This window comes from Massilia agrisoli, assembly GCF_020831365.1.
Lineage (GTDB): Bacteria > Pseudomonadota > Gammaproteobacteria > Burkholderiales > Burkholderiaceae_D > Telluria_A > Telluria_A agrisoli.
The window spans coordinates 257,464-270,863 of sequence record NZ_JAJHPV010000009.1 but is presented as its reverse complement, the minus strand read 5'-3'; the positions used below and the strand labels follow the sequence as shown (position 1 = coordinate 270,863).

Here is a 13,400-nt window from a genome sequence, read left to right as displayed (position 1 = left end):
CGATGGTAAATCAAATCGGGCCGATCGTGTTGTTCGATTGACAACCGTGCACACGTACCTGACGCTGTCAAGACTGGCGCATTCGCCGCGATTGCGTAATCATTCCGGGCTTGACTCACCTGAGACTGACCCAATGCTGCCCTCCATCGAACAACGCCTCGCCCTTGAACTTGCCGCCAAGCCGGTGCAGGTTGCCGCCGCCATCGCCCTGCTCGACGAAGGCGCGACTGTCCCATTTATCGCACGGTATCGCAAGGAAGCGACCGGCGGCCTGGACGACATCCAGCTGCGCCTGCTTGAAGAGCGCCTGCGCTACCTGCGCGAACTGGAAGACCGCCGCGCGGCGATCATGTCGTCGATCACCGAACAAAACAAGATGACCCCGGCCCTGATGGAAGCCATCGCTATGGCCGAGGACAAGACCCGCCTGGAAGACTTGTACCTGCCGTACAAGCAGAAGCGCCGCACCAAGGCCCAGATCGCCATCGAGGCGGGCCTGGCCCCGCTGGCCGATGCGCTGCTGGCCGACCCGACCCTGAGCCCGGAAACCGAAGCAGGCAAGTTCCTGCGCGAAGCCTTCACCACCACCGACGGCAACAATCCTGGGGTGCCGGACGCCAAGGCGGCGCTCGACGGCGCGCGCCAGATCCTGATGGAACGCTTCGCCGAAGACGCCGCCCTGCTGCAGTCGCTGCGCGAATACGTACAGGAGCACGGCGTGGTCGAATCGAAAGTGGTCGAAGGCAAGCAGGACGAAGGCGAGAAATTCGCCGACTACTTCGATTACTCGGAAACCATTTCCACCGTCCCATCGCACCGCGCGCTGGCGCTGCTGCGCGGCCGCCGCGAAGGCGTGCTCGACGTCACCCTGCGCCTCGACACAGAAGCCGAAAAGCCGAAGTGGGATGCGCCGCACAATCCGTGCGAAGGCCGTATTGCCGCCGCCGCCGGCATCAAGAACCTGGGCCGCCCGGCCGACAAGTGGCTGGCCGACACCGCGCGCTGGACCTGGCGCGTGAAGAGCTTCATGCACCTCGAGACCGAGCTGATGGGCGCGCTGCGCGAAAAGGCCGAGCTCGACGCGATCAACGTCTTTGCCCGCAACCTGAAGGCGCTGCTGCTGGCGGCCCCGGCCGGCCCGCGCGCCACCATGGGCCTCGACCCTGGCCTGCGCACCGGCGTCAAGGTGGCGGTCGTGGACGCCACCGGCAAGGTGGTCGACACTGCCGTCATCTACCCGCACCAGCCGAAAAACGACTGGGACGGTTCGCTGCACCTGCTGGGCAACCTGGCGGCGAAGCACAACGTGTCGCTGATCTCGATCGGCAACGGCACCGCGTCGCGCGAAACCGACAAGCTGGCCCAGGACCTGATCAAGCAGCGCCCGGAACTGAAGCTGACCAAGATTGTGGTGTCGGAAGCCGGCGCATCGGTGTACTCGGCGTCCGAGTTCGCTTCGCGCGAGCTGCCGGACATGGACGTGTCCCTGCGCGGCGCGGTATCGATTGCGCGCCGCCTGCAAGACCCGCTGGCCGAACTGGTCAAGATCGACCCGAAATCGATCGGCGTCGGCCAGTACCAGCACGACGTGTCGCAGACCCAGCTGGCGCGCTCGCTGGACGCCGTGGTCGAGGATTGCGTGAATGCGGTCGGCGTGGACGTCAACACGGCATCGGCGCCGCTGCTGGCGCGCGTATCGGGCTTGTCGGGCAGCGTGGCGCAGGCGATCGTTTCCTACCGCGACATGAAGGGTGCGTTCACCTCGCGCGCGGCGCTGAAATCGGTGCCGCGGCTGGGCGACAAGACCTTCGAGCAGGCGGCCGGCTTCCTGCGCGTGATGAACGGCGACAATCCGCTGGACGCCTCGGCGGTGCACCCGGAATCGTATCCGGTGGTCGAGAAGATTTTGGCCGACATCAAGAAAGAAATGAAGGCGGTGATCGGCGACGCTTCACTGCTCAAGACGCTCAATCCCGCGCGCTATGCGGATGACAAGTTCGGCGTGCCGACCATCACCGACATCATCAAGGAACTGGAAAAGCCCGGCCGCGACCCGCGTCCTGAGTTCACCACCGCCACCTTCAAGGAAGGCGTGGAGGAAATCAGCGACCTGCGTCCGGACATGATCCTGGAGGGCGTGGTGACCAACGTGGCCGCGTTCGGCGCGTTTGTCGACATCGGCGTGCACCAGGACGGCCTGGTGCATATTTCGGCGTTGTCGAACACCTTCGTCAAGGACCCCCACACGGTGGTCAAGGCGGGGCAGGTGGTCAAGGTGAAGGTGCTGGAAGTCGACCCGAAGCGCAAGCGCATCGCGCTGACGATGCGCTTGACGGACAGCGCGCCGCAGGCCGGCTCCAAGCCCGAGCAGCGCGGCGACCGCACCGACGGCAAGCGCCTCGCGCAGCACCAGAACAAGCAGCCGGCGCCGATGGCCGGCAGCATGGCGGCGGCGTTTGCCAAGCTGAAGGGCTAGGAAGGGTCTCGGGCCGCCGCCATGGCGGCCTGCGGCGGATGCGCTCCGCTTATCCGTCCTACCTGCTGTCGTTATCGGTAGGGCGGATAAGGGCAAGGCCCGCATCCGCCGATTTCACGCCGCGGCAATAAATCGAGGCGTTCTGCGCCTTCTCCGCCCTGCGCGACAATTTCTTATAAAATGTCGGCATCTATTCATTTTTTTCACTGAGGCAGCCATGAGCGACGTACAAACCTGGATTAAAGAAACCGTGACCACCACCCCTGTGGTGCTGTTCATGAAGGGCACCGCCCAGTTCCCGCAGTGCGGCTTTTCCGGCCGCGCCATCCAGATCCTGAAAGCCTGCGGCGTCGAGAACATCGCCACCGTCAACGTGCTGGAAGATCCTGAAGTCCGCCAGGGCATCAAGGAATACTCGAACTGGCCAACCATTCCCCAGCTGTACATCAAGGGCGAGTTCATCGGCGGTTCCGACATCATGAACGAGATGTTCGAATCGGGCGAACTCAAAGCCCTGATCAATGGCTGACAGGCCCCGGCGGCTGGTCGTCGCCATCACCGGCGCCACCGGCGCGGTGTACGGCGTGCGCCTGCTTGAGCAGCTGGCCGCCACCCCCGGCGTCGAGACCCACCTGGTGGTGACCGACGCCGCGGCACTTACCTTGCATCAGGAAATGGGCATGCAGCGGCGCGATGTCGAGGCACTGGCCCACGTGGTGCACAAGAACCGCGATATCGGCGCATCGATCGCCAGCGGTTCGTTCCAGTCCGACGGCATGGTCGTCGCCCCCTGTTCGATGAAAACCCTGGCCGCCGTGGCCCACGGCCTGTCGGACAACCTGGTCGCGCGCGCCGCCGACGTCGTGCTCAAAGAGCGCCGCCGGCTGGTGCTGATGGTGCGGGAAACGCCGTTCAACCTGGCGCACTTGCGCAACATGACGGCGGTAACGGAAATGGGCGGGATTGTGTTCCCGCCGCTGCCGAGCTTTTATCACAAGCCGGCGAGCATCGAGGAGATGGTCGACCACACCGTGGGACGGGTCATCGACTTGTTTGGCCTTGAGCATGGCCTGGCGCCACGCTGGGGCGGCTTGAAAGCGTCCGCGGACGCCGGATAGGCCAGCTTGATCCAGCGCCGCGGCGAGGGGCAGTTTCAGCGTTTGTCGTACTGCCAGGCCTCCGCTTTCTTCAGTTCTTTCGCTTCTTCAAGCATGCGTCGATGCTCGATGCGCTTGCGCATCACTTCGGCGTGCTGCTGTGCGGTCATCGGGGGTGCGGTCATCAGGTCCTTCAGTTGCGCGGTATTGGCGTAGTTGCTTTTCATAAGGCGGCTGATCCTCGGCTTCGTTGCAGAACAGGTGAAAATACGGCGCGGTGCCCTTTGATTATGAGCCACTATCACGATTTTGTGCGTTTTCTACGCGCAAAAAATTGCTCGAAGGTATTTTGGCCCGGCGGGCAGCCTCGATAGTGTGCATGAAGGTAGCGATTTCGCCGTGACAAATGCCAAAACCAGCGTCGTGGCGATGTGCTAAAGGAAGGCAGGAAGGGCCGGACATGCCTTGGGTGGGCAAGACAAGCAGGCCTTAAGATGCAGCAACATGCCGCCGAACAAGCCTTCGGCGGGTTGCAAATGTGACAAATACTACTTCTGGTTATTCATCCGGACCAGCATGCGGATAAATTCCCGCGCAATCTGGCGGTGATGCTCATCCAATCTTTGCAGATCGGCGATTAATTTCACGTCAGCGGACTCAAACCGGGCCGTGCCATGGGAAGTTTCGCCATGGCTGGCGGCGTCGCCATCGGTGCCGCCGAAACGCAGCCACTCGGCAGGAACGCCCAGCCAGTGGGCGATCATACGTAACTTTTCCTGCGTGGGAATTGCTTCTCCGACTAACCATTTCCGAGCGGCATGCACGGTAATGGGGCGCCCGTCGAACCGAATGTTAAATTCGCGCGCTAAGCGGGTGGGACTATCGGGAGAGTAATGGGCGTTCTTCAGGGCCTGTTGAAGGCGTTCGCTAAAGCTTTCCCGTTCGTTAGATGAATTCATTATGGCACTATTTCATGCTAAGCCATGAAAGTCAGTCTCTAGGAAGATGAGACCAGTTGTGACGATATTGAACAGGATGGGTAACACTTACTGAACCTCGTTCTGCATGGCATGGCTTTATTGACAACAATGTTAAGTTCTTTGCCACACCGACCGACTGTTCGTAAAATGGTCCGGATTTCGCTTCCGCGGCTGCTCAGGTATCGCGCTCAAAACCAGCATACTATATTCATGCTGCACACGCACGCGTCGCAGATTGTTGGTCTAGGTCAGATGAAAGCGGAACACGGCGTCGGCGCCGGCGCGACGCTGCAAGGCGCCCTGGCGCCAGAGGAAATGGAGGTGGGCAAGCGCCTCGCCCAGCGCGAACGTGAGCTGGTGGGCGTCGAGCTTGCGGCGGAACATGACCGGGACGATATCGGCCGCCGACTGCGGCGTGCGGCACGCCTCGACGACCTCGGCAAGGCGGGCTGCATGGTGCTCGCGCAGCTGGGCGATACGGGTATGCAAGCCGCGGAACGGGCGGCCGTGGGACGGCAGCACCAGGGTGTCCGCAGGCAAGCCGGCAAATTTATCAAGCGAGGCCAGGTACTGGGCCAGCGGGTTGCCCTCCGGCTCGACTGCAAATACCGACACGTTGGTCGAAATGCGCGGCAATACCATGTCGCCCGAAATCAGCACCTGCAGCGCTTCGCAATACAGGGCGGCATGCTCGGGCGAATGGCCAAATCCGGTAATGATCCTCCATTGCTGCTGACCAATCTGGATCAGCTCGCCGTCCTGCATGCGCGTGTATGCCTGTGGTACCGCCGGTACCAGCGAAGGGTAGTAATTGCGGCGTTCGCCCATGCGCTCGATCAGTTCAGGGTCGACCAGCCCGTGGCGCTGGAAATGCGGCAGCGCGGCCGGGCCGTCGACGCCGGGCAAGGCGGCGGCCATCATCCGCGCGAACGCATATTCGCCGGTCGTCATCCACAAGGGCGCGCCGAAACGCGAGCACAGCCAGTCCGACAAGCCCATGTGGTCCGGGTGGCAATGGGTGGCGAAAACGCGCAACAAAGGCGCGCCTCCCGCCCCTTCCGCCAGCACCTGGTCCCATGCCGCGCGCGTGCTGTCGTTGGCCACGCCGCAATCGACGCTGGCCCACCCGCTGCGGCCCTGGAACGCATCGCGCAGCAGCCACAGGTTGATGTGGTCGAGGGCAAACGGCAGCGGCATGCGCAGCCAGCAAAGCCCGGGCGCCAGTTCGACCAGCGCGCCGGGCGCGGGCAGCATGTCGCCGAGGGGATAGTCCAGTTGCGATTCGGAAGGATTCATCAAGCTCTTTCATGGCCGTTCGGCCGGTGGCGCGCTACAATGCACTTTACGTTGACGTAAACGGAAACCACAGCGCTGTACGCGATTCATGTTAGCGCATTTTACCAACAGCAAACAGAAACCTGATCATGGTTACCTATACGATTGCCGAGCTGGCCCGTGAATTCGACATCACGGCGCGTGCCATCCGTTTTTACGAAGACCATGGCTTGCTCAGCCCCTCGCGCGAGGGCGTGGGCGGACGCAACCGTGTCTACACGGCGCGCGACCGCACCCGCCTCAAGCTCACCCTGCGCGGCAAGCGCCTCGGGCTGACCCTGTCGGAAATCAAGAGCATCGTCGACATGTATGAGTCTCCCAAGGACACGGTCGCCCAGATGAACCGGTTCCTCGCGGTGCTCGCCCACCAGCGCGAAACGCTGGAGCAGCAACGCGCCGACATCGAGATGGCGCTGGCCGAAGTGGCCGCCCACGAGGACGAATGCCGCCGCATGCTGGCGCAGAGCACCCAGACCGCTTAAGGGCAGGCTACCTTACGTTTACGTAAACGTCAAACATGCGTATGATTGACGGTTCCACATCCCCATTTTCCACGAGGACGACATGCTGCATCTTCCAGGCTTGACCTTTGACCACGGCGAAGACATCGCCGCGCTGCGCGAAGCAGTCCAACAATTTGCCGCTGCCGAAATCGCGCCGCGCGCTGCCGAGATCGACCGCAGCGACCAGTTCCCGATGGACCTGTGGCGCAAGATGGGCGACCTGGGCGTGCTTGGCATCACCGTCGGCGAAGAATACGGCGGCGCCGGCATGGGCTACCTCGCCCACATCGTGGCGATGGAAGAAATCTCGCGCGCCTCGGCGTCGGTCGGCCTGTCGTACGGCGCCCACTCGAACCTGTGCGTCAACCAGATCAAGCGCAACGGCACCGAAGAGCAAAAGCAGAAGTACCTGCCCAAGCTGATCTCGGGCGAACACGTTGGCGCGCTCGCGATGTCCGAGCCGAACGCCGGATCCGACGTGGTCAGCATGAAGCTCAAAGCCGAATTCAAGGGCGACCGCTGGGTGCTCAACGGCACCAAGATGTGGATCACCAACGGCCCTGACGCCGACGTGCTGGTGGTGTACGCCAAGAACGACCTCGAAGCGGGTCCGCGCGGCATGACCGCCTTCCTGATCGAAAAAGGCTTCAAAGGCTTCTCGATCGCCCAAAAGCTCGACAAGCTCGGCATGCGCGGCTCGCACACGGGCGAACTCGTGTTCGAAGACTGCGAAGTCCCTGCTGAAAACGTGCTGGGCGGCCTGGGCAAGGGCGTCAATGTCCTGATGTCCGGCCTCGACTTCGAGCGCACGGTCCTGTCGGGCGGCCCGCTCGGCATCATGGCGGCCTGCATGGACGCGGTGGTTCCCTACGTCCACGACCGCAAGCAATTCGGCCAGCCGATCGGCGAATTCCAGCTCATGCAAGGCAAGCTCGCCGACATGTACTCGACGATGATGGCCTGCAAGGCCTACGTCTACGCGGTCGGCCAGGCCTGCGACCGCGCCACCACGCCCGAGCAGGTACGCAACCTGCGTAAGGACGCGGCCGGCGCGATTTTGTACAGCGCCGAAAAAGCCACCTGGATGGCAGGCGAAGCGATCCAGACGCTGGGCGGCAACGGCTACATCAACGAATACCCGGTTGGCCGCCTGTGGCGCGACGCCAAGCTGTACGAGATTGGCGCCGGCACCAGCGAAATCCGCCGCATGCTGATCGGCCGCGAACTGTTCGCCGAAACCAAGTAATTTCCCAAAATCGGGGTCAGACCACGTCACGTTGAATTCCCAACATCGGGGTCAGACCGGGTCACGCTGACCACCGCTTTCTGGGAATAATTGCCAAATTCGGGGTCAGACCGGGTCACGCTGACCACCGCCTTTTGGGAATAATTGCCAAAATTTGGGGTCAGACCACCGTCATTTTGCAAATTTGGGGTCAGACCACCGTCATTTTGGAATATTCCGAAAAGGCGGTGGTCTGACCCCGAATTTGGAAACTTATAGAATAGCGGTTCGCCTTCCTGGTCGATTTAACGATGAAACAAGCTGCGTTTCCTAAGCTGTTGTCTTCGCAGATCGCGTTCGATATCGCGCACACGATCCTCGATGGCTTCGATAAGCACTATCGCTTGTTTCGCCAGGCTAGCCAGGTCGCGCGCCAGCACTTTGAAACGGCTAACTGGACCGTCGCCCAGCAGGCGGCGCGCGAGCGCATCGACTTTTACGATAAGCGCGTGCTCGAGTGCGTCCAGGTGCTCGAGGATGAGTACGACGACAGCGAACTGAGCGACAGCGTCTGGCGCGAAACCAAGCTGCATTACATCGGCATGTTGTCAGGCCATAAGCAGCCCGAGCTGGCGGAGACGTTCTTTAATTCCGTGTGCTGCAATATCTTGCACCGGACGTATTTCCACAACGATTTCATCTTCGTGCGCCCGGTGATCTCGACCGAGTACATCGACACCGAAGAGCTGCTGCCGACCTACCGCGTCTACTACCCAGCCACCGACGGCCTGCGCTTCTCCCTCAAGCGCATCGTCACGAACTTCCAGCTCAACTGCAAGTTCGCCAACCTCGACCGAGATATCGCCCAGCTCGAGGAATGCCTGCTGCACAAGCTGGGCGGCGATGCGCCGGAGCCGAACTACCAGATCCAGGTGTTGTCCAACTTGTTCTTCCGGAACAAAGGGGCTTACGTCGTCGGCAAGGTCATCAACGGTACACAGGAATTCCCGTTCGTCGTGCCCATCCTGCACAACCGCCATTGCGAACTGGTGCTTGATGCGGTGCTGCTCGATCACGCGCAGATCACGATTTTGTTCTCGTTTACGCGCGCCTATTTCATGGTGGATATGGAGGTGCCGTCAGCCTATGTGCAGTTCCTGCGCACCCTGTTGCCGCGCAAGCCGCGCAGCGAGATCTATACCATCCTCGGCCTGCAGAAGCAGGGCAAGACGCTGTTCTACCGCGATTACCTGCAGCACCTGAAGCACACCGCCGACCGTTTCGAGATCGCGCCCGGCATCCGCGGCCTGGTGATGCTGGTGTTCGCGCTGCCGTCCTTCCCCTACGTGTTCAAGGTGATCAAGGATTTCTTCCCGGCGCCCAAGGAAACCACCCGCGCCCAGATCAAGGAAAAGTACCTGCTGGTCAAGCACCACGACCGGGTCGGCCGCATGGCCGATACGCTGGAGTATTCAAACGTCGCCTTCCCGGTCGAGCGCTTCTCGGAAGAGCTGATCGCCGAGCTGCTGCACCACGCGCCCTCGCTGGTCGAGTTCGAAGGCGACCGCATCATCATCCGCCACCTGTACATCGAGCGCCGCATGGTGCCGCTGAACATTTTCTTGTCGAATGCGGAAGCGGCCGGCAACGATGCGCTGATCGAACACGGCGTCATCGAATACGGCAACGCCATCCGTGAACTGGTGGCCGCCAACATTTTCCCCGGCGATATGCTATACAAGAACTTCGGCGTGACCCGTCAAGGAAGAGTGGTGTTTTACGATTATGACGAGATCGAGTACATCACCGACTGCAATTTCCGCGACATCCCGCAGCCGCGCAACGAGGAAGACGAGATGTCCGCCGAGCCGTGGTATTCGATCGCCAAGCACGACGTGTTCCCCGAGCAGTTCGGCGCTTTCTTGCTGGGCAACGCCAAGATCAAGCAGTATTTTATGAAGCATCATGCCGAGTTGTTGACCAAAGACTTCTGGCAGTCGCGCAAGCAGCGCATCATGGACGGTTTCATCGAAGACGTGTTCCCGTATCCGCAGCACATCCGTTTCCGTAACCAGGCACCGGCCTTCGCGCCGGCCACCACCCCACCTCATTTGGAGAACCTTAACAATGAATGATCCAGTCGTAATCGTCGGCGCCGCGCGCACTCCGATGGGCGCCTTCCAGGGCGATTTCTCCTCCAAGACCGCCAGCGACCTGGGCGCCGTTGCGATCGCCGCGGCGGTCGAGCGTTCGGGTGTCGATCCGAAGCTGGTCGAACATGTCTACTTCGGTAACTGCCTGATGGCGGGCCAGGGCCAGGCGCCAGCGCGCCAGGCTGCGATCAAGGGCGGCCTGCCGCTGTCGACCGGCGCCGTTACCCTGTCGAAGATGTGCGGCTCGGCGATGCAGTCGGCGATCTTCGCGCACGACACCCTGATGGCCGGCAGCGCCGACGTCGTCATCGCGGGCGGCATGGAGTCGATGACCAACGCGCCATACCTGATCCCGAAGGCGCGCGGCGGCTACCGCATCGGCCACGGCATGATGTTCGACCACATGATGTACGACGGTTTGGAGGACGCCTACTCGCGCAACGAGAAGACCGGCGAAGGCCGCTCGATGGGCACCTTCGCTGAAGAATGCGTGACCACCTACTCGTTCACCCGCGAAGCGCAGGACGCGTTCGCGATCGAGTCGGTCAAGCGCGCGCAAAACGCCACCAACGAAGGCCACTTCAAGTGGGAAGTCGCGCCAGTGACCGTCACCTCGCGCACCGGCGACACCGTCATCGAAAAGGATGAAGGCCCGCTCAAGGCCAAGCTGGACAAGATCCCGACCCTGCGCGCCGCGTTCAAGAAGGATGGCACCATCACCGCCGCATCGTCGTCGTCGATCAACGACGGCGCCGCAGCACTGGTGATGATGCGCGAATCGAAAGCGCGCGAGCTGGGCCTGACCGTGATCGCCAAGATCATCGGCCACGCAACCCACGCGCAGGAACCGAACCTGTTCACCACCGCACCGATCGGCGCGATGCAGAAGCTGATGAAGAAGACCGGCTGGACCGCCAAGGATGTCGACCTGTTCGAGATTAACGAAGCGTTTGCAGCGGTGCCGATGGCGGCGATGCATGAGCTGGATATCCCGCACAGCAAAGTCAATATCCACGGCGGTGCCTGCGCGTTGGGCCACCCGATCGGCGCCTCGGGCGCGCGCATCATCGTGACGCTGCTTGGCGCGCTGAAGAAGACCGGCGGCAAGCGCGGCGTGGCGTCGCTGTGCATCGGCGGCGGTGAAGCGACCGCGATGGCGATCGAGATGGCGTAATCAATTCGGCGGATGCGCTTGCGCTTATCCGCCCTACGTATACCTCAATGCGTAGGGCGGACAAGGCCGAAGGCCGCCTCCGCCGATTTGACCTTAACGAACCTATGCCCACAGCACTGATCATCGGCGCCTCGCGCGGCATCGGCCGCGAACTGGCCCGCCAATACCTGGCCGACGGCTGGCGCGTCATCGCCACCGCCCGCAAGCCTGAAGACTGCGCATCCCTCGCCGCGATGGGCGCCGAGCCGCACCGGCTCGACGTCACCAGCGCCGATTCGATCGCGGCCATCGGCTGGAAGCTCGACGACGAACGCATCGATGTCGCCATCCTCGGCGCCGGCCTGTACGGACCGCGCCACGACGGCTTCCCAACCGAAGCCGATTTCGACGCCGTCATGCACACCAATGTGCTGGCCGCCATGCGCCTGCTGCCGATCATCGCCCCGCTGGTCGCGTCGACCCAAGGCAAGCTTGCGGTGATCTCGTCGCGCATGGGCTCCATCGGCCTGCGCCACAGCTCTATCGGCACCCTGTACCGCGCCAGCAAAGCTGCGCTCAACTCGGTGCTGGCCGATAGCGCGCTTAACTTCGGTCCGCAAGGCGCCACCTGCGTGGCCTTCCACCCGGGCTGGGTCAAGACCGACATGGGCGGCGACCAGGCCGACCTGACGGTCGAACAAAGCGTCACCAGCATGCGCACCACGCTTGCCGGACTTACCGCTGCCGACAACGGCAGATTCCTGAACTACGATGGCACGCCGCTACCCTGGTAAGCCACCCAACCCCATGCGACCATGATACTGAACGACGAACACCAGATGATCCGCGACGCCCTGCGCGCCTTCTCGCAAGAGCGCCTGGCGCCCAACGCCGCGCGCTGGGACAAGGAAGCCACCTTCCCGAAAGAAGAACTGCAGGAGCTTGCCGCGCTCGGCGCCTTCGGCGTGGCTGTCCCCGAACACCTGGGCGGCGCGGGCCTCGACTACGTGTCGCTGGCGCTGGTGCTGGAGGAAATCGCAGCCGGCGACGGCGGCACATCGACCATCATCTCGGTGAACAACTGCCCGGTCTGCAGCATCGCGATGATGTATGCGAACGACGCGCAGAAAGAGCAGTGGCTGCGTCCCCTCGCACAAGGCAAGATGCTGGGCGCCTTTGCGCTGACCGAGCCGCACACCGGCAGCGACGCGTCCGCGCTGCGCACCACCGCCACCCGCGATGGCGACCATTACGTCATCAACGGCACCAAGCAGTTCATCACCAGCGGCAAGAACGGCGACGTGGCGATCGTCATGGCCGTGACCGACAAGGCGGCCGGCAAGCGCGGCATCAGCGCATTCTGGGTGCCTACCAACACCCCGGGCTACATCGTCGCCGGCATCGAACACAAGATGGGCCAGCACTCGTCCGACACCGCGCAGATCCTGTTCGAAAACTGCCGCATCCCGGCGGAAAACCTGATCGGCGAAGAAGGCCAGGGCTACAAGATCGCCCTGTCGGGCCTTGAGGGCGGCCGCATCGGCATCGCCTCGCAGTCGGTCGGCATGGCGCGCGCGGCGTTTGACGCCGCGCTGGCGTATGCCAAGGACCGCGAAAGCTTCGGCAAGCCGATCTTCGAACACCAGGCGGTGCAGTTCAAGCTGTCCGACATGGCCACCAAAATCGAAGCTGCGCGCCAGCTGATCTGGCACGCGGCGTCCATGAAGGACGCTGGCCTGCCATGCCTGAAAGAGGCGGCGATGGCCAAGCTGTTCGCCACCGAAATGGCCGAACGCGTGGTTTCCGACGCCATGCAGATCCTCGGCGGCTACGGCTACGTCAGCGACTTCCCGGTCGAACGCATCTACCGCGACGTGCGCGTGTGCCAGATCTACGAGGGCACCAGCGACATCCAGAAGATCCTGATCGCCCGCGCGCTTTGATCGCGATCCGTCCCGCGGTCCACACCGACCTGGCCGCGCTGTTCGCCTACCTGAACGACCACCTTGCCGACAACGGCAAGGACGGCACGCCGCTGTTCCAGCCAATGGCGCGCAGCGAGTCGCGCCTGCCGCCTGAAAAAGAGGCAGGCTTCATTACGGGACTGGGCACGGCGGTCGGGGAGCCGGGCTGGCGCCGCGTCTGGCTTGCGCTGGACGATACCGGCGCCATCGCCGGGCATATCGACCTGCGCGCACGGCCTGAGCGCCCGGCGGCGCATCGCGCGCTGCTGGGCATGGGCGTGCACCGCGACCATCGCCGCAAGGGCCTGGGCGTGCGCTTGATCGACGCGGCCATGGCGTGGGCGCGCGGTGAGGCAGGTATCGACTGGATCGACCTGGAAGTCCTGTCCGACAACCGCGCCGCGCGCGACCTCTATACCCGCACCGGCTTCGCGACAGTGGGCGAAATACCGGACATGTTCCGCATCGACGGCGAGCAGCACGCGTACACCTTCATGACGCGCAGGCCGTAAGC

13 protein-coding genes are annotated in these 13,400 nt (G+C 62.8%); 10 read left to right on the top strand and 3 right to left on the bottom strand.

Going from position 1 to position 13,400, the window contains the following annotated elements; translation table 11 throughout:
* The first annotated feature begins 133 nt into the window (after positions 1-133).
* The 3 genes from LMJ30_RS05715 to LMJ30_RS05705 all read left to right on the top strand — a co-directional run bounded on the left by LMJ30_RS05715 (position 134) and on the right by LMJ30_RS05705 (position 3,594).
* Positions 134-2,476, top strand: a complete 2,343-nt coding sequence (locus LMJ30_RS05715; protein WP_229431379.1) for a Tex family protein — start codon at positions 134-136, stop codon at positions 2,474-2,476.
* Between the two features lie 217 nt (positions 2,477-2,693).
* Complete coding sequence (gene grxD, locus LMJ30_RS05710) at positions 2,694-3,005, top strand: Grx4 family monothiol glutaredoxin (RefSeq protein WP_229431378.1); 312 nt, start codon at positions 2,694-2,696, stop codon at positions 3,003-3,005.
* Positions 2,998-3,594: a UbiX family flavin prenyltransferase gene (locus LMJ30_RS05705; protein WP_229431377.1), complete on the top strand. Its 597-nt coding sequence runs from the start codon at positions 2,998-3,000 to the stop codon at positions 3,592-3,594. Before grxD ends, LMJ30_RS05705 begins: the two co-directional genes overlap by 8 nt.
* 35 nt (positions 3,595-3,629) lie before the next feature.
* Here the strand turns inward: LMJ30_RS05705 and LMJ30_RS05700 are convergent, their stop codons facing one another.
* From LMJ30_RS05700 to LMJ30_RS05690, 3 genes are all read right to left on the bottom strand, one after another.
* Positions 3,630-3,800, bottom strand: coding sequence for a hypothetical protein (locus LMJ30_RS05700; RefSeq protein ID WP_229431376.1), 171 nt, complete (start codon positions 3,798-3,800; stop codon positions 3,630-3,632).
* Positions 3,801-4,121: 321 nt separating this feature from the next.
* Positions 4,122-4,532: a hypothetical protein gene (locus tag LMJ30_RS05695; RefSeq protein ID WP_229431375.1), complete on the bottom strand. Its 411-nt coding sequence runs from the start codon at positions 4,530-4,532 to the stop codon at positions 4,122-4,124.
* Positions 4,533-4,796: 264 nt separating this feature from the next.
* Complete coding sequence (locus LMJ30_RS05690) at positions 4,797-5,849, bottom strand: MBL fold metallo-hydrolase (RefSeq protein ID WP_229431374.1); 1,053 nt, start codon at positions 5,847-5,849, stop codon at positions 4,797-4,799.
* Between the two features lie 128 nt (positions 5,850-5,977).
* Here LMJ30_RS05690 and LMJ30_RS05685 point away from each other — a divergent pair, with 128 nt between their 5' ends.
* The 7 genes from LMJ30_RS05685 (at position 5,978) to LMJ30_RS05655 (ending at position 13,398) form a co-directional block, all read left to right on the top strand.
* Entirely contained in the window at positions 5,978-6,370 is a 393-nt protein-coding gene (locus tag LMJ30_RS05685; RefSeq protein ID WP_229431373.1) for a MerR family transcriptional regulator, read from the top strand.
* Positions 6,371-6,452: 82 nt separating this feature from the next.
* Entirely contained in the window at positions 6,453-7,637 is a 1,185-nt protein-coding gene (locus LMJ30_RS05680; protein ID WP_229431372.1) for an isovaleryl-CoA dehydrogenase, read from the top strand.
* A gap of 290 nt (positions 7,638-7,927) precedes the next feature.
* Positions 7,928-9,751 carry a bifunctional isocitrate dehydrogenase kinase/phosphatase gene (aceK, locus tag LMJ30_RS05675; RefSeq protein ID WP_229431371.1) on the top strand — a complete coding sequence of 608 codons (1,824 nt, stop codon included), beginning with the start codon at positions 7,928-7,930 and terminating at the stop codon, positions 9,749-9,751.
* Positions 9,744-10,943 (top strand): acetyl-CoA C-acyltransferase, encoded by a 1,200-nt coding sequence (locus LMJ30_RS05670; protein ID WP_229431370.1) that lies wholly within the window; start codon positions 9,744-9,746, stop codon positions 10,941-10,943. The genes aceK and LMJ30_RS05670 overlap by 8 nt, the downstream gene beginning before the upstream one ends.
* Positions 10,944-11,047: 104 nt before the next feature.
* Positions 11,048-11,716 (top strand): SDR family oxidoreductase, encoded by a 669-nt coding sequence (locus LMJ30_RS05665; protein WP_229431369.1) that lies wholly within the window; start codon positions 11,048-11,050, stop codon positions 11,714-11,716.
* 21 nt (positions 11,717-11,737) lie between these two features.
* Complete coding sequence (locus LMJ30_RS05660; RefSeq protein ID WP_229431368.1) at positions 11,738-12,865, top strand: acyl-CoA dehydrogenase family protein; 1,128 nt, start codon at positions 11,738-11,740, stop codon at positions 12,863-12,865.
* Positions 12,862-13,398 carry a GNAT family N-acetyltransferase gene (locus tag LMJ30_RS05655; protein WP_229431367.1) on the top strand — a complete coding sequence of 179 codons (537 nt, stop codon included), beginning with the start codon at positions 12,862-12,864 and terminating at the stop codon, positions 13,396-13,398. The genes LMJ30_RS05660 and LMJ30_RS05655 overlap by 4 nt, the downstream gene beginning before the upstream one ends.
* Positions 13,399-13,400 lie beyond the last annotated feature (2 nt).